This window comes from Microbispora sp. NPDC049125, assembly GCF_040802045.1.
In the GTDB taxonomy this organism is placed as follows: Bacteria; Actinomycetota; Actinomycetes; order Streptosporangiales; family Streptosporangiaceae; genus Microbispora.
On the sequence record NZ_JBEZDW010000034.1, the window covers coordinates 77,080 to 99,788 of the forward strand.

The 22,709-nt window shown below is 70.8% G+C and carries 22 protein-coding genes; 9 read left to right on the forward strand and 13 right to left on the reverse strand.

Going from position 1 to position 22,709, the window contains the following annotated elements; all coding sequences use genetic code 11:
- Window positions 1-66: 66 nt before the first annotated feature.
- Window positions 67-711: a TetR/AcrR family transcriptional regulator gene (locus AB0B72_RS30890; RefSeq protein ID WP_367742760.1), complete on the forward strand. Its 645-nt coding sequence runs from the start codon at window positions 67-69 to the stop codon at window positions 709-711.
- 65 nt (window positions 712-776) lie between these two features.
- Here AB0B72_RS30890 and AB0B72_RS30895 read toward each other — a convergent pair whose 3' ends face one another.
- Entirely contained in the window at window positions 777-1,058 is a 282-nt protein-coding gene (locus tag AB0B72_RS30895; protein ID WP_367742761.1) for a metal-sensitive transcriptional regulator, read from the reverse strand.
- 114 nt (window positions 1,059-1,172) lie between these two features.
- Here AB0B72_RS30895 and AB0B72_RS30900 point away from each other — a divergent pair, with 114 nt between their 5' ends.
- A complete protein-coding gene (locus AB0B72_RS30900) occupies window positions 1,173-2,210 on the forward strand; it encodes a PP2C family protein-serine/threonine phosphatase (RefSeq protein WP_367742762.1) in 1,038 nt (345 codons plus the stop codon).
- A gap of 96 nt (window positions 2,211-2,306) precedes the next feature.
- Here AB0B72_RS30900 and AB0B72_RS30905 read toward each other — a convergent pair whose 3' ends face one another.
- The 6 genes from AB0B72_RS30905 to AB0B72_RS30930 all read right to left on the reverse strand — a co-directional run bounded on the left by AB0B72_RS30905 (window position 2,307) and on the right by AB0B72_RS30930 (window position 8,998).
- Window positions 2,307-3,383, reverse strand: a complete 1,077-nt coding sequence (locus tag AB0B72_RS30905; protein ID WP_367742763.1) for a glycosyltransferase — start codon at window positions 3,381-3,383, stop codon at window positions 2,307-2,309.
- Window positions 3,380-4,246 (reverse strand): hypothetical protein, encoded by an 867-nt coding sequence (locus AB0B72_RS30910; protein WP_367742764.1) that lies wholly within the window; start codon window positions 4,244-4,246, stop codon window positions 3,380-3,382. Before AB0B72_RS30910 ends, AB0B72_RS30905 begins: the two co-directional genes overlap by 4 nt.
- 160 nt (window positions 4,247-4,406) lie before the next feature.
- Complete coding sequence (locus AB0B72_RS30915; RefSeq protein WP_367742766.1) at window positions 4,407-6,509, reverse strand: (Fe-S)-binding protein; 2,103 nt, start codon at window positions 6,507-6,509, stop codon at window positions 4,407-4,409.
- A gap of 177 nt (window positions 6,510-6,686) precedes the next feature.
- Window positions 6,687-7,355, reverse strand: a complete 669-nt coding sequence (locus AB0B72_RS30920; RefSeq protein ID WP_367742767.1) for a TetR family transcriptional regulator — start codon at window positions 7,353-7,355, stop codon at window positions 6,687-6,689.
- A gap of 1 nt (window position 7,356) precedes the next feature.
- Window positions 7,357-8,142, reverse strand: coding sequence for a class I SAM-dependent methyltransferase (locus tag AB0B72_RS30925; protein ID WP_367742769.1), 786 nt, complete (start codon window positions 8,140-8,142; stop codon window positions 7,357-7,359).
- A 40-nt stretch (window positions 8,143-8,182) separates the two neighbouring features.
- Window positions 8,183-8,998 carry a sugar phosphate isomerase/epimerase family protein gene (locus tag AB0B72_RS30930; protein ID WP_367742770.1) on the reverse strand — a complete coding sequence of 272 codons (816 nt, stop codon included), beginning with the start codon at window positions 8,996-8,998 and terminating at the stop codon, window positions 8,183-8,185.
- Between the two features lie 163 nt (window positions 8,999-9,161).
- Here AB0B72_RS30930 and AB0B72_RS30935 point away from each other — a divergent pair, with 163 nt between their 5' ends.
- From AB0B72_RS30935 to disA, 6 genes are all read left to right on the forward strand, one after another.
- On the forward strand, window positions 9,162-9,860 hold the full coding sequence (locus AB0B72_RS30935) for a class I SAM-dependent methyltransferase (protein WP_367742771.1): 699 nt from the start codon (window positions 9,162-9,164) through the stop codon (window positions 9,858-9,860).
- 63 nt (window positions 9,861-9,923) lie between these two features.
- Window positions 9,924-10,304: a MerR family transcriptional regulator gene (locus AB0B72_RS30940; RefSeq protein ID WP_367742773.1), complete on the forward strand. Its 381-nt coding sequence runs from the start codon at window positions 9,924-9,926 to the stop codon at window positions 10,302-10,304.
- Complete coding sequence (gene trxA, locus AB0B72_RS30945) at window positions 10,301-10,615, forward strand: thioredoxin (protein ID WP_367742774.1); 315 nt, start codon at window positions 10,301-10,303, stop codon at window positions 10,613-10,615. The genes AB0B72_RS30940 and trxA overlap by 4 nt, the downstream gene beginning before the upstream one ends.
- Before the next feature lie 114 nt (window positions 10,616-10,729).
- Window positions 10,730-11,665, forward strand: coding sequence for a zinc-binding alcohol dehydrogenase family protein (locus tag AB0B72_RS30950; protein ID WP_367742790.1), 936 nt, complete (start codon window positions 10,730-10,732; stop codon window positions 11,663-11,665).
- 203 nt (window positions 11,666-11,868) lie between these two features.
- A complete protein-coding gene (gene radA / locus AB0B72_RS30955) occupies window positions 11,869-13,293 on the forward strand; it encodes a DNA repair protein RadA (RefSeq protein WP_367742775.1) in 1,425 nt (474 codons plus the stop codon).
- Window positions 13,294-13,380: 87 nt separating this feature from the next.
- Window positions 13,381-14,469 carry a DNA integrity scanning diadenylate cyclase DisA gene (gene disA, locus AB0B72_RS30960; RefSeq protein WP_367742776.1) on the forward strand — a complete coding sequence of 363 codons (1,089 nt, stop codon included), beginning with the start codon at window positions 13,381-13,383 and terminating at the stop codon, window positions 14,467-14,469.
- A gap of 38 nt (window positions 14,470-14,507) precedes the next feature.
- On the opposite strand, the gene AB0B72_RS30965 is transcribed toward disA, so the two are convergent.
- The 3 genes from AB0B72_RS30965 to AB0B72_RS30975 all read right to left on the reverse strand — a co-directional run bounded on the left by AB0B72_RS30965 (window position 14,508) and on the right by AB0B72_RS30975 (window position 16,633).
- Complete coding sequence (locus AB0B72_RS30965) at window positions 14,508-15,323, reverse strand: patatin-like phospholipase family protein (protein WP_367742777.1); 816 nt, start codon at window positions 15,321-15,323, stop codon at window positions 14,508-14,510.
- Window positions 15,323-15,742 (reverse strand): PPOX class F420-dependent oxidoreductase, encoded by a 420-nt coding sequence (locus AB0B72_RS30970; RefSeq protein ID WP_367742778.1) that lies wholly within the window; start codon window positions 15,740-15,742, stop codon window positions 15,323-15,325. Before AB0B72_RS30970 ends, AB0B72_RS30965 begins: the two co-directional genes overlap by 1 nt.
- Window positions 15,743-15,907: 165 nt before the next feature.
- The gene (locus AB0B72_RS30975) at window positions 15,908-16,633 is read right to left on the reverse strand and encodes a hypothetical protein (protein ID WP_367742779.1); all 726 of its coding nucleotides are present in this window, start codon (window positions 16,631-16,633) and stop codon (window positions 15,908-15,910) included.
- A gap of 126 nt (window positions 16,634-16,759) precedes the next feature.
- On the opposite strand from AB0B72_RS30975, the gene AB0B72_RS30980 reads away from it, so the two are divergent.
- Complete coding sequence (locus AB0B72_RS30980; RefSeq protein ID WP_367742780.1) at window positions 16,760-17,626, forward strand: A/G-specific adenine glycosylase; 867 nt, start codon at window positions 16,760-16,762, stop codon at window positions 17,624-17,626.
- Between the two features lie 10 nt (window positions 17,627-17,636).
- Here the strand turns inward: AB0B72_RS30980 and AB0B72_RS30985 are convergent, their stop codons facing one another.
- From AB0B72_RS30985 to AB0B72_RS30995, 3 genes are all read right to left on the reverse strand, one after another.
- Entirely contained in the window at window positions 17,637-18,569 is a 933-nt protein-coding gene (locus tag AB0B72_RS30985; RefSeq protein ID WP_367742781.1) for a sugar phosphate isomerase/epimerase family protein, read from the reverse strand.
- A 482-nt stretch (window positions 18,570-19,051) separates the two neighbouring features.
- On the reverse strand, window positions 19,052-21,556 hold the full coding sequence (locus AB0B72_RS30990; RefSeq protein WP_367742782.1) for an ATP-dependent Clp protease ATP-binding subunit: 2,505 nt from the start codon (window positions 21,554-21,556) through the stop codon (window positions 19,052-19,054).
- A gap of 266 nt (window positions 21,557-21,822) precedes the next feature.
- A complete protein-coding gene (locus tag AB0B72_RS30995) occupies window positions 21,823-22,173 on the reverse strand; it encodes an Lsr2 family protein (protein WP_367742784.1) in 351 nt (116 codons plus the stop codon).
- Window positions 22,174-22,709 lie beyond the last annotated feature (536 nt).

Here is a 22,709-nt window from a genome sequence, read left to right on the forward strand (position 1 = left end):
TGCATGAACAAGCGTATTGTCAAGGGCGGCCGCAGCGCAAGGACGCGCAGCTAGAATGATCCGACGATGGACGACACCACCTCGGCAGGTCCGTCTGCCGGCCCTCGCCGCCCCAACGCGCGTGGGCAGGGGGAGCGGCTGCGGGAGGAGATCATTGCCGCCGCCGTGCGGATGCTCGGCGAGCTGGCCGACGACGAGGCCTTGTCGCTGCGCGCGGTCGCACGTGAGGTGTCGATATCCCCCAACTCTGTTTATCTGTACTTCCCAGATCGCGACGCGCTCGTCGCGGCGGCCATGCAACGCTGCCATGCGGAGATGCTCCAGGCCACGGATGAGGCCGAGGCCGCACATCAGGACCCCGCTCTCCGCCTGCGCGCACGCATCCTGGCGCAGGCGGCCTGGGTGCAGGAGCATCCCGGCATCCACAAGGTGATGCACGAGAGCAAGGTAGGCATGCCTTTCAAGGAGGTCCTGTTCAGGCGCACCACGGCCGCGGTGCAGCGCTGCATGGACGCCGGGGTCGCCTCGCCAGGGGACGCCGCCGCCGTCGCACTCGATCTCCGGACGGCCGTCGTCGGCATGCTGTCTCTGCGGATCAATGAGCCTGACCTGCCCTGGCCGCCCTTCCCCGAGCAAGCCGATCGATTCCTCTCCAAGCTCGTCGGACTCGCGCCGCCGGCAGGGGAGACGACAGTTTCGCAGGCCAAGTAGCGCCGCGGCGACTTCCGGGACCCAGTCAGGAACGGGTGAGGGGCCGCACCAGGCGATCCGCCGGATTACGACCGGACGAGGCGGGCGATGGCGGCGGACGCCTCCTTGACCTTCGCGTCGGCGTCCGGACCGCCCCCCTCCACCGCCTCCTTGACGCAGTGGCCGATGTGGTCCTCCAGGAGGCCGAGCGCCACGGCCTGCAGTGCCCGGGTCGCCGCCGACACCTGGGTGAGGATGTCGATGCAGTACGTGTCCTCGTCGACCATCCGCTGCAGCCCCCGGATCTGTCCCTCGATCCGCCGCAAGCGGGTGAGGTAGGCCTGCTTGTCCGCGCTGTAGCCATGCATGCCCCCACGATACCCGCGACAGGTATTCGGCACCCCGGCCGCGAGCCGGGGGGTATTTCCGCACGACCGGGGGAAGGATCCATGGACTGGCACGCAGCCGGCGAGGGAGCCTCGATGAGAGCGCAGACCATCCTCCGCTCGCTGCCCTTCGCCGTCATGGCGACTGTGGCCCTGCTCGACCTGCTGGCCGGGCCGGCGGTGGTCTTCGTGCCGCTGCTGACGCTGGGCCCCGCGTTCGCCTCGATGTCGGGCGGCGTCCGGTACACCACTGCCGTCGGCGTGATAGCGGTCGCCGTCTGCCTGCCGCTGGGTGCCCACGGCGGGCTCGGGAGGCAGCAGACTCTGATCGTCCTCGGCACGATCGGCGGGGTCACCGCGGCCGGCATGCTGGCGAGCAGGCTGCGCGTACGCCGGGAACGGGAGCTCGCGTCCGTCCGGCAGGTGGCGGAGGTGGCCCAGCGCGTCCTGCTGCGCCCCGTGCCCCGCCGGGCCGGGGATCTGCGGATCGCCCTGTCCTACACCTCCGCCGTGGCCGACGCGCAGATCGGCGGGGACCTGTACGAGGTCGTGACCACGCCCGGCGGAGTCCGGCTGCTCGTCGGCGACGTGCAGGGCAAGGGCCTGGACGCCGTCGAGACGGCGGCCTGGGTTCTCGGCGCCTTCCGGGAGGCGGCGTACGACGAGGCCGGGCTGTCGGGCGTCGGCGAGCGGCTGGAGACGAGCCTCGGGCGGCACCTCGGCGGGGAGAAGTTCGTGACCGCCGTGCTCGCCGAGGTGCACGACAAGGAGATCTCACTGCTCAACTACGGCCACCCCGCGCCCCTCCTGCTGTACGGGGACGGCGGGACGTACCTGGCCGAGCCGCAGGAGGTGGCGCCGCCCCTCGGGCTGGCCGACCTCGGCACGCGGGTGCCCGAGCCGTACCGGATCGCCTTCGGCGAGGGCGACCAGATCCTCTTCTACACGGACGGGGTCATCGAGGCGCGGGACGGGCGCGGGCGCTTCTACCCGCTGGAGGAACGGACCCACCTGCTCGCAGCGGCCGATCCGCAGGTGGCGCTGGACGCCCTCCGGGCCGACCTGCTGGCCCACGTCGGCGGCCCGTTGCCGGACGACGCGGCGATGCTGCTCCTGCGGCGGCAGCGCACCTGACCCGCGAATCACCCGGCGCCGCCTGACCCGGGGAACCACCCGGCGCCGCCTGACCCGGCGAACCACCCGGCGGCGGCGCCTGGCCCGCGAAGGCGATCAGTCCCGCGAGCGCAGGCCGTACATCAGCTCCTGCCAGCGGGCCGCGATCGCGGGGGCGGCGTACCCGGAAGCGGTCTCCAGCGCCCCGGCGGCGAGCGACATGCGGCGCCGCTCGTCGTCGACGAGCGAGAGCAGGGCCCCCGCGTACGACTCGACGTCGCCCTCCCCCTCGGCCACCAGGACGCTGTCCAGGCCCGGCCGCAGGAACTGCCCCGGGCCGCGCGCCCCCTCGAAGCCGACGATCGGGACCCCGCAGCTCAGCGCCTCGATGACGGCCATGCCGAGCACCTCGTGCTGGGACGGCACCGCGACGATCGAGGCCTTGGCGAACTCGCCGGGCAGATCCGGGGTCGTGCCCATGAAGTACACGTGGTTGTGCAGGTCGAGATCGCGGACCAGGGCGCGCAGCCGCCGCTCCTCCGGGCCGCTCCCGTACAGCCGCAGCCGCCAGTCGGGCCGCTTGTCGGCGACGATCCCGAACGCCCGGACGAGCCGGTCGTACGCCTTGCCGGGCACGAGCCGGCCCCCGGCGCTGACGATCCGGTTGTCCATCCGCGACCGGGGCCACGGCACGGCAGGCAGCGAGTCGGGGATGGCGTGGACGGACAGGTCGTCGTCGAGGAGGCCCGCCCACTCGTCCCGGCCGCTCTCGGTGCTCGCGACCACGGCGTCGAGCCGGGGATAGAAGCGGCGGACCGGCCCGGGGACCGTCGGCCTGCCCCACTCCCTGGCGATCCGGACGACATGGCGAGGGGCGTATCTGGCCGACTGGACGCTGAGCGACGGCCTGGCGGTGACCAGCACGTCGGCCGACAGCCCGCGCAGCATCCGCCACAGCGCCACCTCGGTGCGCACCTGGCCGCGGGGCAGCAGGTGCGGCACGCCGGGACGGGAGTCCACCAGCCACCGCAGCGCCACCCGCCGGTCGATCGAGAAGAACGGCGTCTCCCTGGTCCGCCGGACGCTGACGACCTCCACCTCGTGCCGTCCCGCCAGCTCCCCCGCCAGGTTCAGCACCGCCCGCACGTCGCCGCGCATGCCGTACGCCGAGGGGACCAGGAAGGTGATCTTCACACGCCCACCTCAAGCAGAAGCTGATCGTCGGACGTGAAGCTGGGCCTGATCGGGACGCCGTCCACGAGGGCCCGGGGATAGTGCACCCGGCGGCGCTTGCCCTCGACGTCGTCGAGCCGCGCGCCCAGCGGGAGGCTCCGGTCGACGCCGTCGACCTCCAGCGACGGCTCCCACACGCCGTGGGCGTCCGGGGTGGCGGCGACCACGTCGCACAGCGACAGCGCCGCGTGGAAACGGACGCCCTGGACGGTGGCGGAGAAGGTCACGGTGGCCGCCGCGCCGCCTGGGGATTCCGGAGAGTCCGTGGACTCCCGCGATTCCGGGGATTCCGGGGAGGCGGCCGTCGCCGGGGCGCCGTACCGGAGGGCGAGCCGGGCCTCCCGCTGCTGGTCGTCGTCGTCCAGGCCGGTGTAGGCCAGCAGACCGGTGACCTCGAAGCGTCCCTCCCGGAACCACACGGCCCGGACGTCGGCGACCGGCCGCGCCTGGTCGATCTTTATGGCGAGGTAGCCGGTGCGGGTGCGGTAGGCCCGGTAGGCCATGGTCCGCCGGCCCAGCGCGTACGCGTCGAGACGGTCGAGCGAGAAGCCGGGGTCCACGCTCTGGATACGCGTGCGCGGGCCGTCCTGCTGCAGGTAGGCGTCCCAGCGCCCGGGAACGAGCGCGAGCGGCGCCAGCGAGACCGCGACACTGGCGTCCCTCGACCGCCCGCGCGCCGCGCCCAGCAGCACGTGCCGTTCCGCGCCGCTGCCCCGGTGCCGCAGGACGAGCCGGGTGCCGTCCCCCAGCGGCTCCTCGATCGCGATGCGGAGGGACAGGACGTCGGCCAGTGTGACCTCCGCGTCGGTGACGACAACGCCCACCGTCCAGCCCCCTCCCCGTTGATTGAGCCAACGTTGAGGTTACCGTGATTTTCCTGTTATGTGGAGAAAGGCTTTGCCGTTACTTGGCCCCCAGGCACCTTTTTCTACCGCATTGACATGCGGAATCCACAGATAGTTCGAACGCACTGCAAAGAATGGTCTACGACTGCTTGACCGATTTAATGAGGAGCTGGGCGACGTCCACCACCTCAAGGGTCCCCTTCGCCTCGCCCGCGTTCTTCTTCTCGTTGATCGCGTCACCGAGCATCACGAGGCAGAACGGGCAGGCGGTGGAGACGGCGTCCGGATCGGTGGTGAGCGCCTCGTCCACCCGCTCGGTGTTGATGCGCTTCCCGATCCGCTCCTCCATCCACATCCGCGCGCCGCCCGCGCCGCAGCAGAACCCCCGCTCCTTGCAGCGGTGCATCTCCTGGGTCCGTACGCCAGGCACCTTGGCCATGATGTCGCGCGGCTGGGCGTACACCTTGTTGTGGCGGCCGAGGAAGCACGGGTCGTGGTAGGTGATCTTCTGGTCGATGGGGGTGATCGGGGTGAGCCTGCCCTCCTCGACCAGGTGGGCCAGCAGCTGGGTGTGGTGCACGACCTCGTAGTGGCCGCCCAGCTGCGGATACTCGTTGGCCAGGGTGTTGAAGCAGTGCGGGCAGGTCGCCACGATCTTCTTGACCCCGGCCTCGTTGAGCGTCTCGATGTTCTGCTGGGCGAGCATCGTGAACAGGAACTCCATGCCGAGGCGCCGGGCCGGGTCGCCCGAGCACGCCTCCATCGGGCCGAGCACGCCGAACTTCACGCCCGCGATGTGCAGCAGCTCCGCCACGGCCTTGGTGGTCTTCTTGGCCCGGTCCTCCAGCGCACCGGCGCAGCCGACCCAGAACAGGTACTCGACGTCCTCGGGCATCTTGTCGTCGATGAGCTGGACCTCGAAATCAAGCTCCTCGATCCAGTCGGCCCGCTTCATCTCGGACATGCCCCACGGGTTGCCCTTGTTCTCCAGGTTCTTGAGCATCACGCCCGCCTCGGAGGGGAAGGACGACTCGATCATCACCTGGTAGCGGCGCATGTCGATGATGTGATCGATGTGCTCGATGTCCACCGGGCACTGCTCCACGCAGGCGCCGCAGTTGGTGCAGGACCACAGCACGTCGGGGTGGATGACGCCGTCCTCGCCGACCAGGGGCTTTTCAAGCAGGGCCAGGACGTCCTCGGAGAAGCCGGCGCGCTCCTGCTCGCTCGCCAGCAGGTACGGCGCGACGGCGAAGGCGTGGTCGCGCTGGTCGAGGATGAGCATCTTCGGCGACAGCGGCTTGTCGGTGTTCCACGCCGGGCACTGCGACTGGCAGCGGCCGCACTCGGTGCAGGTGTAGAAGTCGAGGAAGCCCTTCCAGGAGGTGTCCTGGATCTTCCCCCGGCCGAAGACGTCGACGTCGGGGTCGGCCTCCTCGAAGTCCAGCACCGCGCCGTTGCTGCGCATCGGCGGCACCGGGCCGAGGCCGTCCGGGCGGCGGGAGAACAGCACGTTGAGCGGCGCGCTGAAGATGTGCAGGTGCTTGGAGTTCACCACGATGACCAGGAACACCAGCATGACGCCGATGTGCAGCAGCAGGCCGACGGCCTCCAGCGCCTCGCTGCCCGGCAGGATCCGGGCCACCAGGTGCGAGGCGAAGGCGGCCGGGCCGTACGGGAAGTTGGCGGTGCCGACGGCCGCGCCCCGGAACAGGAACATCGTCCAGATCACATTGAAGATCATGAAAAGGATGAGCCAGGCGCCGCCCAGATGTGAGCCGGAGAAACGCGACCCGCGGCCGAGCTTCTTCGGCGAGTTCTTGATCCGGATCGCCGCGAAGGCGATCAGGCCGAGCAGTGCCGCGACCGCGATGAAATCCTGCAGAAAACCGAGAATGGCCCAGGTGCCGATGAGCGGGATGTGGAAATCGGGCTTACCGGTGACGGCTCCCTGGATCAGCGAGCCGTACGCCTCCAGATAGACGGTGGCGAGGATGAAGAACGCCCACATGACGAAGAAGTGGGCCGTGCCCGACGGCGTCCACTTCAGCAGCTTGCGCTGACCGAAGACCTCGACGAGCTGTGCCTTGATCTCCGCGCCCGCGTTCGCCCTGGCGTACTCCACGCGCTCGGGGGCGGGCTGGCCGCTGGTGGCCAGCCGGTACAGGAACAGCACCCGGCGGCTCGCCAGGGCGACCGCCACCGCGGTCGCGACGAGCCCGATTATCGCTACCCAGAGCACGGGTCCTCCCCTATCCGTCTCGGCCGCCGGCGCAGGGACGCCGGTCGTCCACAGTGACCACGGGGTCACACCGAATGGTACCGGTCGGTAACTTGCGCTCCGCCACCGCCCCCGCGCGCCATGTCACCGCGCCGCTCGATGCTAGAACAAAGCTCTGTCCACGATAAGGGGTGGCCGCTACTCCCCGAGATATCGCTGGAGCGTCGGGCCGAGCAGATCGACCAGCTCCTCGGTCTCCACCGAGGCCAGCGGCTCCAGCTCGAGGATGTAGCGCATCACCACGACGCCGAACATCTGCGAGAAGGCCGCCTGCATCCGCAACGGCGGCACCCCGAGCGCCTCCCCCACGCGGCCGAGGACGGCCGTGGTGAAGAACTCGCGGATCATGGCCACCGCCTGGTCGTGGACCATGGCGGTGCGCAGCACTCCGAGGACTTGCTCCCGCGCCTTCGGATCGGCCGTCATCGTGAGGATGAAACGGACGATCCGCTCGCCGATCTCCTCCCTGGGGCCAGAGATGATCATGGGGATCACCACCGAGGGGTCGACGGGCAACTGCATGGCCGCGACGAACGTCCCCTCCTTGGTGTCGAAGTAGTGATGGACGAGCGCCGGGTCCACGCCCGCCTCCCGGGCGATGCCCCGGATCGTCGCCTTGTCGAAGCCCTTCTCCGCGAACACCTTCCGCGCCGCCGTGAGGATCTCGCCGCGCGTGTCGGCCGTGCCGGGCCGCCGCCCCGGACGGCGCCGCCCGCTCGTCCCGTTCGCACCGCGACCGGTCAGACCTCCGGCGGCGTCACCCGCCCGGCTCTCCACAGCGCCGCCTCCCGTCGCGCCGTCGGTCACGTCACCCTCCCCCGGGTCGGCTCTTGCGGCCCGTCGCGAGGTAGACCCGCATGGGGACGGTCAGGCGGCCGTCGGCGAAGACCCGGCCGATCTCCGCGCGCTCACGGTTCACCAGCTCCTCCACCTCGTGGCCGTTCAGCCTCGCCACGTACGAGCGCGAGCGCAGGTCGGTGAGGAAGTCGTCGAGCCGCACCGACCTCGTCCACCCGATCCAGGTCTCTCGTACGGCGAGCCCCGCGGCCGCCATGACGCCGGCGATCGGCGGCATGCTCCAGCCGGGCAGCGCCGGGCCGACGTATCCGGAGCACGACTCCGCCAGCCGCACCTGGTAGGCCGCCAGCCAGTCGGCCTTGCCCGCGTCCACCGTGTTCCACCAGGCGGCCACCGCGCCCTCCGGCCCCGTCACCCGTACGGCCTCGGCGACCGACAGCGCGGGGTCGAGCCAGTGCCACGACTGGGCATAGGTCACCAGGTCGGCGGCGCCGTCCCGGAAGGGCAGGTCGTTCCCGTCGGCCAGAAGGGCGCCGCACGCCGTACGGGCCCGCAGGCGGGAGAGCATGCGGTCGCTGCGGTCCACGGCGGCGACCCGGGCGCCGCGGTCGAGCAGGCCCCTCGTCGAGATGCCCGTCCCCGCGCCCACGTCCACGACGCGCGCACCGGCCAGCCGCATCCCGGACTGCTCCTCCAAGGCGACGTACAGCGCCTCCGGGTAGCGCGGCCGGGCCGCGTCGTACTCCTCGGCGACCCGGCCGAAGAGCTGGTGGCTCTCCTCGAGACCTTCGCTCATCACCGGCTCCGCCGCGCCCCGGAGCGGCCGGCCCGGCCGTTCACGAGGCCGTCGAGGAGGCGGCGAAGTGGAGCCTGGCGAACGCGAGCGCCTCCGCCAGGTCGTCGATCCGCTCGGTCCGGCTGATCGCCTTGCGCGTGTTGATCTCCAGGACGACCAGCCCGGCGTACCCGTTGCCGGCCAGGCGTTCAAGGAGCGGCGCGCACGGCTGCGACCCGCGCCCGGGGACGAGGTGCTCGTCCTTGTTGGTCGTGCCGAGACCGTCGGCGAGGTGGAGGTGCGCGAGCCGGTCGCCGAGCTTGGTGGCCATCTCCATCGCGTCGGAGCCGGACACCGCCGTGTGCGACAGGTCCAGCGTCACGTGCGGGAAGTCGTAGTCGATCGGGTTCCAGTCGGGCGCGTACGGCACGACCTCGTTGCCCCGGGCGCGGAGCGGGAACATGTTCTCCACGGCGAACAGGACGCCGGTCTCCTCCCGCATCCTGGCCAGCCCCGCCTCGAACTCCCTGGCGTAGTCGCGCTGCCAGCGGAACGGCGGATGGACCACGACGGTCTGCGCGCCCAGCCGCTCGGCGGCCTCACGGGCCCGCTGCAGCTTCACCCACGGGTCGCGGCCCCACACCCGCTGGGTCACCAGCAGGCAGGGCGCGTGCACGGCGAGGATGGGCATCTCGTAGTGGTCCCTCAGCCGCTCCAGGACCTCCACGTCCTGGCTGACCGGATCCTGCCCGACCATGATCTCGACGCCGTCGTAACCCAGCCGCGCGGCGAGCTCGAACGCGTCCGGCGTGCGCTCGGGGTACACCGAAGCGGTGGACAACGCCACCTTCGCGTTGGGCACGCGGATGTCACTCATGAGGCCCGCCTTCCCCTGGCGGCTCGACGGGCACGTTCAGTCCCATAGCCGTGGCCGTCCGTTCGCTCCATGCGCCCCTTCACGGATCCAGCCTAAGCCGGACCGGCCCCATGTGACGCTTCGCCACAATGATGGAACCAAGATCACGAACTATCGTTGACGCATGGCACGGATCGCGAGCGGGGCCGTACCCAGCCCGAACATCTGGAACTCCCCCCACGTCTACGAGCTGGAGAACCGCGCGGTGGACCCCGACGGCGCGGTGGAGGCCGCCATGCGGGCCGTCCGCCCCTGGGACGGCGGCACCGTGCTCGACATCGGCTGCGGCACCGGGTTCCACCTGCCGGCGGCGGCCGCGACGGCGGCCCGCGTCGTCGGCGTGGAGCCGCACGCCGGCCTGGCCGCCACCGCCGCCGCGCGCTGCGCCGCCCTGCCGAACGCCGAGGTCCGTACGGGCACCGCCCAGGCGCTGCCGCTGACCGGGGCGTCGGTCGACGTGGCGGTCGCCCGCTGGGCGTACTTCTTCGGCCCCGGCTGCGAGCCCGGCCTGCGGGAGCTGGCACGAGTGGTCAGGCGGGGCGGGGCGGCGTTCGTCGTGGACGTGGACGCCTCCCGGGGGGCCTTCGGGCGCTGGTTCCGCCGGTCGCTGCCGTCGTACTCGCCGCAGGACGGGGAGAGGTTCTGGTCGCGGCAGGGCTGGGAGCGGCGGGAGCTGGATCTGCGCATGGTGTTCGCCTCCAGGGCCGACCTGGAGGCGGTGCTGCGCATCGAGTTCACGCCCTCTGTGGCCGAGGCCGCCATCGAGGAGACCGAGGGCCTGGAGATCTTCTACCCGAATGTCTTGCGATGGCGGCATTTCTAGGCGTGCCTGAGCCTTGACATTGACACCGGCGTCAACGCTTACGGTCGCGGATGAGGAGGGCCGATGCGGATCGGAGAGCTGGCGCGGCGGGCGGGGGTGAGCCCGAGAGCGCTGCGCTACTACGAGCAGCAGGGGCTCATCAGAGCCCGGCGCTCGCCGAACGGGTACCGGGACTACGACGAGTCCGACGTCCGGATCGTCGCCGAGATCCGCGCGCTGATGGCGGTGGGCTTCACGCTCGACGACACCCGGCCGTTCGTGGACTGCCTGAGGTCCGGGCACCCGAGCGGGGGCTCGTGCCCGGAGTCCGTCGCCGTCTACCAGCGCAAGCTGGCGGAGATCGACACCGAGATCCGCGCATTGCTGGCCCGCCGATCCGATGTGGCCGCCCAGCTGGCCGACGCCTGCCCGGGCTGCCTGGTTTCACGACGAGGAGAACCATGATCACGTTGACGGCGGAGAACTTCGACGAGCTGGTGCTGCGCAGCGGCAAGCCCGTGCTCGTGGACTTCTGGACCGAGTGGTGCCCCCCGTGCAAGATGATCGCGCCCATCCTGGAGCAGATCGCCGACGAGTACGGCGAGCGCCTCACGGTGGCCAAGATCGACGCGGATGCGCACCCGGAGATCGCCCAGCGGTACGGCGTCATGGGGTTCCCCACGCTGAACCTCTACCGGGACGGCGAGGTCGTCCAGCAGATCAGGGGCGCCAAGCCGAAGCGGCTGCTGCTCGCCGACCTGGAGGGGCACTTCTGATCCGGGCGGGGGCGTAGGGGACTTCCTCCATGCGGCGAGGGCAGCGGAAAAACCATTGGAGCTACCAATGACTTCCGCACTACCGTTGGCCCTTTCGATGATCCGGAGGTGTCCATGCGGCGAGTCCGCTTCTATGAGTACGGCGGCCCGGAAGTGCTCCGCGTCGAGGAGGCGGAGGCTCCGGAGCCCGGGCCCGGCGAGGTCCTGGTCCGGACCGAGGCCATCGGCGTGAGCCTGCCCTCGGTACGCAGGGTGCGCGGGGAAGGCGGCGGTGTCGCCCTCCCAGGGGTGCTGGGGGGCGAGGTCGCCGGACGGGTGGAGGCGCTCGGTCCCGACGTCACGGATTTCCGGGTCGGCGACCGGATCACCGCCCTCAGCTTCACCGGCTCGTACGCGGAGCTCGCCGTGGTGCCCGCCTTCCTCGCGAGCCGGATCCCGGACGGAGCCGATGCCGTACAGGCCGTCGCGCTCGTGCGCGGCGGGCACGTCGCCCTGGCCGCGCTCGCGACCGCCCGTCCCGCCGCGAGCGAGTCGGTCCTGGTCACCGGGGCCGCGAGCGGCGTGGGGCACCTCGCGGTCCAGCTGGCCAGGATTCAGGGGGTGCGGCGGGTCGTCGCGGCCGTCGGCTCTCCCGCCAAGGCGGGCTTCCTGCGGGCGCTGGGCGCGGACGAGGTGGTGACCTACGACAGCGCGGTGTGGGGGGACCCGGTCGACGTCGTCCTCGACGGCGTCGGCGGAAGTCTCCTTCCGCGTGCGGTCGCCGCCCTCGCGCCCGGCGGCCGCATGGTCTTCTTCGCCTCCGGTGGCGGCACCGTCCCCGCCTTCGACCTGCTGTCCGGGGCGAAGACCGTCACGGGCCTCACCATGGCGTGGTTCTCCACCGCTCACCGCGAGCTCTACGACCGGCACGGCGACGAGCTCTGGGAGCTCGCCTCGTCCGGGAGGCTGAGGCCCGCCGTGCATGCCGAGATCCCGCTGGCCGAGGCCGCGAGAGCGCACGAGATCATCGAGGCCCGTGCCAACCTCGGCAAGGTCGTCCTGCGGCCCTGACCCCCGGCGCGCCCACCCGCCGTCCCCATCGGGGCCGGGATTGTCGCCCCGGCCGGATAATCTCCGGACGTGAGCGAGCGAAGCGAGCGAGCCGGGAACACAGCAGCGTCGCGAACCGGCCGACGAAGGAGGCCCGGTGAGCGAGCGAAGCGAGCGAGCCAGGGAACACAGCAGCGTCGCGAACCGGCTGTGGAGGAGGACCGGTGAGTAAGACGGCGAAGGCGACGTACCGGTGCGGTGAGTGCGGCTGGACCACCGTCAAGTGGGTGGGCCGGTGCGGGGAGTGCCAGGCGTGGGGGACGGTCGACGAGGCCGGCGCACGGCAGGGCGTGCACGCGGTCAAGGCGGGGGCGGTCTCCGCGCCCGCCGTCCCGATCGGCCAGGTACGGGCCGAAGACGTGCAGGCACGCCCCACCGGGGTCTCGGAGCTCGACCGCGTCCTCGGCGGCGGCCTCGTCCCTGGAGGGGTCGTGCTGCTGGCGGGCGAGCCGGGCATCGGGAAGTCCACACTGCTGCTGCAGGCCGCGGCCTGCATGGCCCGCGGCGAGACCGTGCTGTACGTGACGGGCGAGGAGTCCGCGGCCCAGGTCCGGATGCGGGCCGACCGCATCGGCGCCATCGAGGACCGGCTCTACCTGGCCGCGGAGACCGACCTGTCCGCCCTGGTCACCCACGTCGAGAAGGTACGGCCCAGCCTGCTGATCGTCGACTCGATCCAGACGATCGGCTCCGCCGAGGCCACCGGCGTGCCGGGCGGCGTCACGCAGGTCCGCGAGGTCGCGGGCAACCTGGTGCGCCTGGCCAAGGAGAACGCGATGGCCACGGTGCTCGTCGGCCACGTCACGAAGGACGGCACGATCGCCGGCCCCCGCGTGCTGGAGCACCTGGTCGACGTCGTGCTGAACTTCGAAGGGGACCGCAACTCCCGCCTGCGCATGGTGCGCGCAATCAAGAACCGGTTCGGCCCGATCGAGGAGGTCGGCTGCTTCGACCTGCATGAGCGCGGGATCACCGGGATCACCGACCCGAGCGGGCTGTTCATCTCCCGGCACCCCGAGCCGGTGCCCGGCACGTGCGTGACGGTCACCATCGAGGGCACCCGGCCGATACCCGCCGAGTTGCAGGCCCTGGTGGGGCCGACGGAGGCCCCGCAGCCGCGGCGCACGTCCTCGGGCCTCGACTCCTACCGTGTGGCGATGGTCCTGGCCGTCATGGAGCGGCGCCTGAACGCCAAGATCGGCAGGTGCGACGTGTTCACCGCCACGGTGGGCGGGATCCGGCTGACCGACCCGGCGGTGGACCTGGCGCTCATGCTGTCGGTGGTCAGCGCGGCGGGGGACCAGGCGCTGCCGCCCGGGCTGGTCGCGCTGGGCGAGGTCGGCCTCGCGGGTGAGCTGCGGGCGGTCCGCGACGTGCGGCGGCGGCTGGCGGAGGCCTCCCGGCTCGGCTTCACCCGCGCGCTGGTCCCGGCCGGCTCCCTCGACGACGACGCGGCACGCAAGGACGCCCCGCCCGGCGGTGGCCGCGTCGTCGCCCTGCGCTCCACCGCCCGGATCAGCGCCCTCACCCCCGGCTTCCAGGTGACCGAGGTGGAGAACGTGTGGGACGCCCTCACACACATCAGGTAATGGCGCGGTAACGCCGGTAAACTACACGGGTGATTGAGCCCGCAGGGGCCGTCTACGACGGAGTCGCCGTCCGACCGCGGGGGTCATGTGCAGGACAACGACAAGGGACCTGACGAGCGCAGGAGGGCCGTGCTCGCCGCGCTCGCGCCGGGCACCGCCCTGCGCGACGGGCTGGAGCGCATCCTCCGCGGCCACACCGGCGGTCTCATCGTGCTCGGGTACGACCGGATGGTCGAGCGGATCTGCACCGGCGGATTCGAGCTCGACGTGGAGTTCTCCGCGACCCGGCTGCGGGAGCTGGCGAAGATGGACGGCGCGATCGTGCTCGACAGCGCCGACCTCCGCATCGTCCGGGCGGCCGTCCACCTCGTGCCCGACTCGGCCATCCCGACCGACGAGTCGGGCACCCGCCATCGGACCGCCCAGCGGGTGGCCAAGCAGACGTCGCTCCCCGTCATCGCGATCAGCAAGTCGATGCGGATCATCGCGCTCTACCTCGACGGCATCCGCTACGTCCTGGAGGAGTCGGCCGCGATCCTGTCGAAGGCCAACCAGGCGCTCGCGACACTCGAGCGCTACAAGATGCGGCTCGACGAGGTCGCCGGCACGCTGTCGGCACTGGAGATCGAGGATCTCGTCACAGTCCGGGACGTCGCCGTGGTCGTCCAGCGGCTGGAGATGGTGCGCCGCATCGCACGGGAGATCGAGGGGTACGTCGTCGAGCTCGGCACTGACGGGCGGCTGCTGTCGCTCCAGCTCGAGGAACTGGTGGCCGGGGTGGAGCCGGACCGCGAGCAGATCGTCCGCGACTACGTGCCCGGCCCGCTGGGGCGGCTTCCCGGCCGTCACCCCGAGGCCATGCGAGAGCTGGACGAGCTGTCGTCCACCGACCTGCTCGACCTGGCGAAGGTCGCCCACGTCCTCGGGCACACGGGGGCCGGCGCGCTCGACACCCACGTGAGCCCGCGCGGCTTCCGGCTGCTCGCCAAGGTCCCGCGGCTGCCCGGCACGATCGTGGACCGGCTCGTCGACCACTTCGGCGGCCTGCAGAAGCTGCTGGCGGCCAGCACAGACGACCTCCAGACCGTCGGCGGCGTCGGCGAGACGAGGGCGCGCAGCGTCCGCGAAGGGCTGTCCAGGCTCGCCGAGTCGTCGATCCTCGAGCGGTACCTCTAGGAGTGTCCCGGTAAGCGGGTCCCGGCTCCGGCAACCTGTCACGCGATCACAGAACACGCCCTGATACGCCGGGCGGCGTCCGGAGCCTGTCTGACTCCGGCCTGATACGCGGGCCCCCACATGGCGCGATCGTTGACGTCCGGTCCGAAGGCCTCGATCGCCTCGGCATCCGGGACCAGCCGTACGACCACTCCTTCACCCGCCGTGACACCGTTCGTACCGGACATGTGCGCCATCGGCTCAGCGACGATCACGACGCGCGCGTCACCGGCCAGATCGGCGTTGGTCCCGGCCCTGAGAGCACCATCGATGTAGCGACGCCCGTCGACGGTGATCGGCGGCGCGGTCGCGGGGAAGGCGATGCCGGCGGCCACGGCCTGAGGCAGTGACGCGGAGCCGTGCCGGTCCCATATCACCGCCACGCCGGTCTCGGCGTCCACCGCGGGAATCAGGAGCGGCCGGTCCGGCCATTCCGCTGTGCCGATCAAGGATCGCATCCGGGCGATGGCGGCGTCCTCGTCGCCGGTCGACGCGGTGACGGCGAGCCGGCCGATCCGGCGCAGGACCTCGGCCCGCTCAAGCTCGGTGTCGCGGAGCGTCGCGAACACCTCCGCGAGTCTCTGCGGATCAATGCGCACGCCGCCGGGCTTGGCCGGCGGGGGCAGCACGGCGAGCCGGCCGAGGTCTCCGCCACTGGCCAGGATCGCTCCCACGATCGCCCCCGCCGACGTGCCGACGATCAGATCGGCCGCGCCGAGGTCGGCCCCCTCGCGGCGGAGCCCCGCCGCGAGCCCGGCCAGCCACGCCGTACCGACCGGGCCGCCGGGGCCCAGAACGACCGCCGTCTCCACCATCACCGGCCTGCTTCATCACGGGTGATGTCCCTGCCGTAGAAACCCGGCCGGTCCGGATCGATGTTGTAGGCGACGACCCGGCGCGGGTGGATGCGGATGAAGCGGGTGCTCATGTGCTCGGCCGGAGGTGCTGCCAGCGACGCCGCCTCCGCCCGGCCCCGGATCTCCAGGAGTCTGACACCGGACGCCCCCTCGCCCACCACGTCGTCGACCACGAAGGAGACATCCGGGCGGAGCCGGATGTTGCGGAATTTGGCCGACGACTCCATCCCGAAGCCGTAGATGTCGATCGTGCCGAGCTCGGCGTTGTGGCTGAATCCGACGGGCTTGTTCTGCGGTGTGCCGTCAGGCGCGATGGTCGCCAGCCGTCCGTGTCGCTGACCGGCCAAATACGCCGCTTCGACTGGAGTGAAAGCCATGGCTCGACCCTAAAACGCAGCCACCGCCCCCACATCGGCCAAAAGCCCCGGCCGCCTTCTGGACGATCGGCCTAGGCCTTCTCCCATCACATGATCATGGGACACGCTCAGACGCAGGCGGAGGCCTGAGCCGGCCCGGCCCGCGCAGCGCAGGCAGGCCGCCGCTCAGCGCAGATGGAAGACGATCTTCGAGCTCTTGATCGGCCCCGCGTGCGCCGTGGCGACGTACGTGCCGGCGTCGGCCGCCGGACGCCTCCCGTCGCAGTCGGTGCCGGAGCGGTGGCGGTCCCACCGGATCGTGCGGACGTAGGGGATGCCCCGCTCCAGGAGCTGCCTGTCCACCCCGTCGCCCGCCACGCAGTCGGCGGTCGACCAGATCCGCTCCCCGCCCGACAGGACGCGCATCTCCAGCGTGCGCGGCCCCACGTCCACCGTGCACTCCATCCGGCCCGTGCTGACGACGGTCAGCACGAAGGTCGGCGCGGCGTCCTTGCCGTACACGTCCTGGCCGCTCTGCAGCGCCAGCACCAGGTCGCCGGAGTCGCAAGGGTCGCCGGGACGGCGGGGCTTGGAGGGCGACGGCGGCGGCGAGCCGGACGGAGACGGCGACGCGAGCGCCCCCGGTCTGCCAGGCATGCCGGGGACGGCCGGCCCGCTCGGCGACGGGGCCTTCGAGGCGACCCCCGACGGCAGCGACACCACCATGGTGTCCCCGACGCCCGGCGTCGCCTTGACCGCCTCCGAGCTGTCCGGCCTCCCCGACGCGCTGCTGCACGCCCACGCCACTATCGCCACGACGACGAGCATTCCCGTGAGCACCGACACGCGGCGTCGCCAGTAGACGTCCGCGCCCTCGACACCGACATCACCACGGAACGTGTCCGGATCCATACGCACAGTATGAAGAGCCGTGGCGCGCCAGGGGAAACGGCTCGCCGCGCCATACCGCACCCTGACGGACCACCGGGCGCGGCCTTTTCCGAAATGAAGGGGCAAGCACGGCGATAGGGTCGGACGGTGGCCGCGTCACTGCGTGAACCGATCCTCGACTGGTACGCCGAGCACAACCGGGACCTGCCGTGGCGGCGCCCGGACGCGACGCCGTGGGGGATCCTGGTCAGCGAGATCATGCTCCAGCAGACACCGGTGACGCGGGTGCTGCCCGTCTGGGTGGACTGGATGGCCCGCTGGCCGACGCCCGAGGCGCTCGCCAAGGAGCCGCCGGGCGAGGCCGTACGTCACTGGGGACGGCTCGGCTACCCCCGCCGCGCCCTCAACCTCCACGCCTGCGCTCGCGCCATCACGGCCGAGCACGGAGGCCGCGTGCCGTCGGAGTACGAGGCCCTCCGCGCCCTGCCCGGCATCGGCGACTACACCGCGGCCGCGGTCGCCAGCTTCGCGTACGGCGGCAGCCACGCGGTGCTCGACACCAACGTCCGACGGGTGCTCGTGCGCGCCGTACGCGGCGAGGAGTACCCGCCCAAGGCGCCCACGTCCGCGGAGCGGCGGCTGGCCGAGTCGCTGGTGCCGCCGGTGGGCGCCGCCCGCTGGGCGGTCGCCGTGATGGAGCTGGGCGCTCTCGTCTGCACCGCCCGCGCGCCGCGGTGCGAGCGCTGCCCGGTCGCCTCCCAGTGCGCCTGGCGCCTCGCCGGGTGTCCCGCCCACGACGGCCCCGTACGGCAGGGGCAGACCTACGCGGGGACCGACCGGCAGTGCCGGGGGCGCCTGCTCGCCGTCCTGCGCGAGGCGCACAGGCCCGTCCCCAAGGAGGCGCTGGACGCCGTGTGGGCCGACCACGCGCAGCGCGAGCGGTCCCTCGACGGCCTGCTCGACGACGGCCTCGCCGAAGTGCTCCCCGACGGCACCTACCAGCTCCCCGGCTGACCGTCCTCGGTCAGGCGGCCAGCTTCAGGCCCAGGGCGGTCAGATTGTCGCGGGTCCAGTCGAGCTCGTCGGCGAGCCTGGCCACCAGCGCGGCCGGGCCCTTCGCCTTCGCCGTCCCCTCGTGCGCCTCCACCTCGATGTGGGCGGAACCGTTCACGGCCCCCGACAGGATCGCGTTGAGCGTGTCCTTGATCACGGGCTGGGTGCTCGGGATCTCCTGGCTGTGGTGATGCACGTGGCTCAGCTTCACCACCGGCGCGCCCGCGAGCGCGAGCCCGCGCAGCGCCGCGTCCGGCCGCTCGGTACCACAGGACAGGTGACAGGCGTCCAGGCACACCCCGAGATGCTCCGAGTCGATGTCGCCGACCCGCTCCAGCGCCTGCTCGGTCGTCTCCAGTACGCAACCCGGCCACGGCTCGAAGCCGACCCGGATCGTCTTCCCCGTGACGCCGTAGAGACCGCGCAGCTCCCGCGACAGCCGCTCCAGCCGGCGGGAGGCGATGGCGTGCAGGTCGGCCGGCCAGTCGCGGCGCCAGCCTATCGGGATCGTCGAGATGCTCCCGAACCGGACGTCCTCCGGCAGCAGGAACGCGAGGATCCGCGCCAGCGCCATCGTGTACCGGTAACGCTCGGGCTTCGCCCAGTCGGGGCCGGGCACCTCCTGGTTGCGGCCGCCCGTGCCGTTGAGGCTGACGACCTCCAGACCGCGCTCCTCCAGCGAACGGCGCAGCCGTACGAGCTCGATGCGGTCGGCCATGAGATGGTCGGCGACGGCCGGCGCCAGCCACAGGCCGATCCCCAGCCGGTCGACACCCAGCCTCCTGCGCACCGGGACCGCGTAGCGGGTGAGATGGGCGATCAGGTTCTCCAGGTCGTCCGCGGGGTGGACCCCCGCGTTGTAGGCCAGGTGAACGAGCGTCCCGTCGTCGTGCAACAGGCGCATCAGGTGCCTCCCAGGCGTTTGAGCACTTCAGACCTCATTGGCCACCACGGCCCGTCCCGGCCGCATGGACGACGGTCCTTTGCCGCCGGACCCGCCCCGGGGCGTACCGAGCTTCCCGCGAGGGCCCGGGTCCGCGCGTCCCCCCCTCAGCGGATCGCGCAGTACGCCGCGGGGATGACAGCGAGCGAGTCGTACAGCCATGGATGTGGCAGACCACTTCGGCACAGCCGACTCTACAGAGTGTAGTACTACGTTTAGTGGTAATGAGACCGGTTCTCACGGAAGTACCCGCGCCCTGTGAAGGACGGCCAGGCAGGCGGCGTGACAACGGGAGGCGGCCGCTCGTTCCCGCCTCCGGCAGCGGCGGGAAAGACGAAGGGCGCCCCGTGGGGCGCCCTTCGAATGAGCCTGTTCAACCGGCCCGGCCCGGTTGTGAGCCGGCTCGGTTGTGGTTCGGTCGGATCTGACCCCGACCGGATGGGTCAGTTCTGGATCGGCTCGGCGATGCTCGCCGCCGAGTCGGGAACCTCAGGGCTCCTGGCCTCGCCGACGAAGGAGAACGTCGCCGCGTCACCCTCGCCCTCGACGTCGACCTTGACGACCTGACCCGGACGCAGATCCCCATAGAGGATCTTCTCCGACAGGCTGTCCTCCAGCTCCCGCTGGATCGTCCTGCGCAGCGGCCGGGCGCCCATGACCGGGTCGTAGCCACGGTCGGCGAGCAGCTGCTTGGCCGCCTGGCTCAGCTCCAGGCCCATGTCGCGGTCCTTCAGGCGCTCGCCCACCTGGGCGAGCATCAGGTCCACGATCTGGATGATCTCCTTCGGCGTGAGCTGGTGGAAGACCACGATGTCGTCGACACGGTTGAGGAACTCCGGCCGGAAGTGCTGCTTGAGCTCCTCCTGCACCTTCGACTTCATCCGGTCGTAGTTGCTCTCGACGTCGTTGGACTTCGCGAAGCCCACCCCGATGCCCTTGGAGATGTCCCGGGTGCCGAGGTTGGTGGTCATGATGATGACCGTGTTCTTGAAGTCGACCACGCGGCCCTGGGCGTCGGTCAGGCGACCGTCCTCCAGGATCTGCAGCAGCGAGTTGAAGATGTCCGGGTGGGCCTTCTCGATCTCGTCGAACAGGACCACGGAGAACGGCTTGCGCCGCACCTTCTCGGTGAGCTGGCCGCCCTCCTCGTACCCGACGTAGCCGGGCGGGGAGCCGAACAGCCGCGAGACGGTGTGCTTCTCCATGAACTCGGACATGTCCAGCATGATCAGCGCGTCCTCGTCCCCGAAGAGGAACTCGGCGAGCGCCTTGGACAGCTCCGTCTTACCGACACCGGACGGGCCGGCGAAGATGAACGAACCGCCGGGACGCCTCGGGTCCTTCAGACCGGCGCGCGTCCTGCGGATCGAGCGGGACAGGCCCTTGATCGCGTCGTCCTGGCCGATGATCCGCTTGTGGAGCTCGTCCTCCATGCGGAGCAGCCGCTGGGACTCCTCCTCGGTCAGCTTGAAGACCGGGATGCCGGTGGCCGTCGCGAGGACCTCGGCGATGAGCTCCTCGGTGACCTCGGCGACGACGTCCATGTCGCCGGCCTTCCACTCCTTCTCACGGCGTTCCCGCTTGAGCTGGAGCTGCTTCTCCTGGTCGCGCAGCGCCGCGGCCTTCTCGAAGTCCTGCGCGTCGATCGCGGACTCCTTCTCGCGCCGGACGTTCGCGATCTTCTCGTCGTACTCGCGCAGGTCCGGCGGGGCGGTCATCCGGCGGATGCGCATCCGGGACCCGGCCTCGTCGATGAGGTCGATGGCCTTGTCCGGCAGGAACCGGTCGCTGATGTACCGGTCGGCGAGCTGGGCCGCGGCGACCAGGGCGCCGTCGGTGATGGAGACCCGGTGGTGCGCCTCGTAGCGGTCGCGCAGGCCCTTGAGGATCTCGATCGTGTGGCTGAGGCTGGGCTCGGCCACCTGGATCGGCTGGAAGCGCCGCTCCAGAGCGGCGTCCTTCTCCAGGTGCTTGCGGTACTCGTCGAGCGTCGTCGCGCCGATGGTCTGCAGCTCGCCGCGGGCCAGCATCGGCTTGAGGATGCTCGCCGCGTCGATCGCGCCCTCGGCGGCGCCCGCACCGACCAGCGTGTGCAGCTCGTCGATGAACAAGATGATGTCGCCGCGCGTGCGGATCTCCTTGAGCACCTTCTTCAGGCGCTCCTCGAAGTCACCGCGGTAGCGGGAGCCCGCGACGAGGGCACCGAGGTCGAGGGTGTAGAGCTGCTTGTCCTTGAGCGTCTCAGGGACCTCGCCCTTGACGATCTTCTGGGACAGGCCCTCGACGACGGCCGTCTTGCCGACGCCCGGCTCACCCACGAGCACCGGGTTGTTCTTGGTCCTCCGGGAGAGGACCTGCATGACCCGCTCGATCTCCTTCTCCCGGCCGATGACCGGGTCGAGCTTGCCCTCACGGGCGGCCTGCGTCAGGTTGCGGCCGAACTGGTCGAGCACAAGTGAGGTCGAGGGGGCGGACTCCTGAGGCCCGCCGGCCGCCGCGGGCTCCTTGCCCTGGTAGCCGTGGAGCAACTGGATGACCTGCTGCCGCACCCTGTTGAGGTCGGCCCCCAGCTTCACCAGCACCTGAGCCGCAACGCCCTCGCCCTCGCGGATGAGGCCGAGCAGGATGTGCTCAGTACCGATGTAGTTGTGGCCGAGCTGCAGGGCTTCGCGGAGCGACAGCTCAAGGACCTTCTTGGCACGAGGGGTGAAGGGAATGTGCCCCGAAGGCGCCGATTGGCCCTGGCCGATGATCTCCTCGACCTGCTGGCGCACACCTTCAAGACTGATGCCGAGGCTCTCCAGAGCCTTGGCGGCAACGCCTTCACCCTCATGGATCAAGCCAAGAAGAATGTGCTCAGTACCGATGTAGTTGTGGTTGAGCATCCGGGCCTCTTCCTGGGCCAGGACGACAACCCGCCGCGCACGGTCGGTGAACCTTTCGAACATCTCGTCGCTCCTCACAGAGCGGTCAGGCGAACCAGGGAGATCCGGCTCGTCGTTCCGCATGGTAGCCCCGACCCAGCGACCGCTCCTATGGCAGAAGGGTTCCCCGAGAGCGGGGCGTTCACGCTCTATCCAACCCCCTGCTGGGGCCGACATGTTCCCGATACGCCGCAAGCGAACGAGGTTTTAAGGGAGCGCAAACAACATCGCGCGGTTATGCGATCGTCAGAACGTCCGACGACCGGCATAACCGCACGATCAAGGCCGAGTTAGTGTGCCGCCTCGTACGCCTCGACGATCGACGCGGCAATGCGGCCGCGCTCGCTCACGGGGTGCCCGTGAGACTTCGCCCAGGCGCGGATCTCGGCGCTCTTCTCGCGGGTCATGGCGCGCTGGCCCCCGCCTCCGCCACCGGCACCGCGACGACGTCCACGGGCCTGCCCGCTTTCGGCGCGCCGGGCGCTGCTGACGAAAGGCGACAGAGCCTCACGAAGCCGCTTCGCGTTGCCGTCGCTCAGGTCAATCTCATATGAGGTGCCGTCAACCGCGAAGGTGACCGTCTCATTGGCCTCGCCGCCATCGAGATCGTCGATGAGAATCACCTGCGTGTGCTTGGCCATCCGGCAATCCTTTCGCAGAGCATAGTTTGATTCGTCAGCCAAACATATACCCGGTTTCCCCTTGTTGACAATTCAGGATTGCGGATTCTCAGGAACCTGTGTGTCCGCTGACTTCTCGCGTGGCTGCCGTGCCGGTCGCAGGCCCGCGGCTTCGGAACGTACCAACTTTACGATGCCGTAGACCACCGCTGCCGCGGCCACCACGGAAGGTATCAAGGCGGACAATACCTCTGTCATTGTGCCTCGCTCGCGCCGGGGGCGTGTTTGGGAGCCGTCCTGGCCAATTCCGGGGCGGCATGGCCCCGCCGGTAGTCGGCGGGATGCCCCAGATACGACCATAGCGCCGCGAGGGACCAGATGCGTCTTCCGGGGTGGCTCTGGCGACGGAACGTAATGCCTGTCTCTCCAGCGGCCTTACCGGATGCCGGGTAAATCGTACCCATAAGCCAAGTGGGGGGGGGGGGCCGCGCCGCGCCCCCCCCCACGTTTCGGCCCCCCGCGCGGCGGCCCGGCCCCGCCAGAAGGCGGCGGGGGAT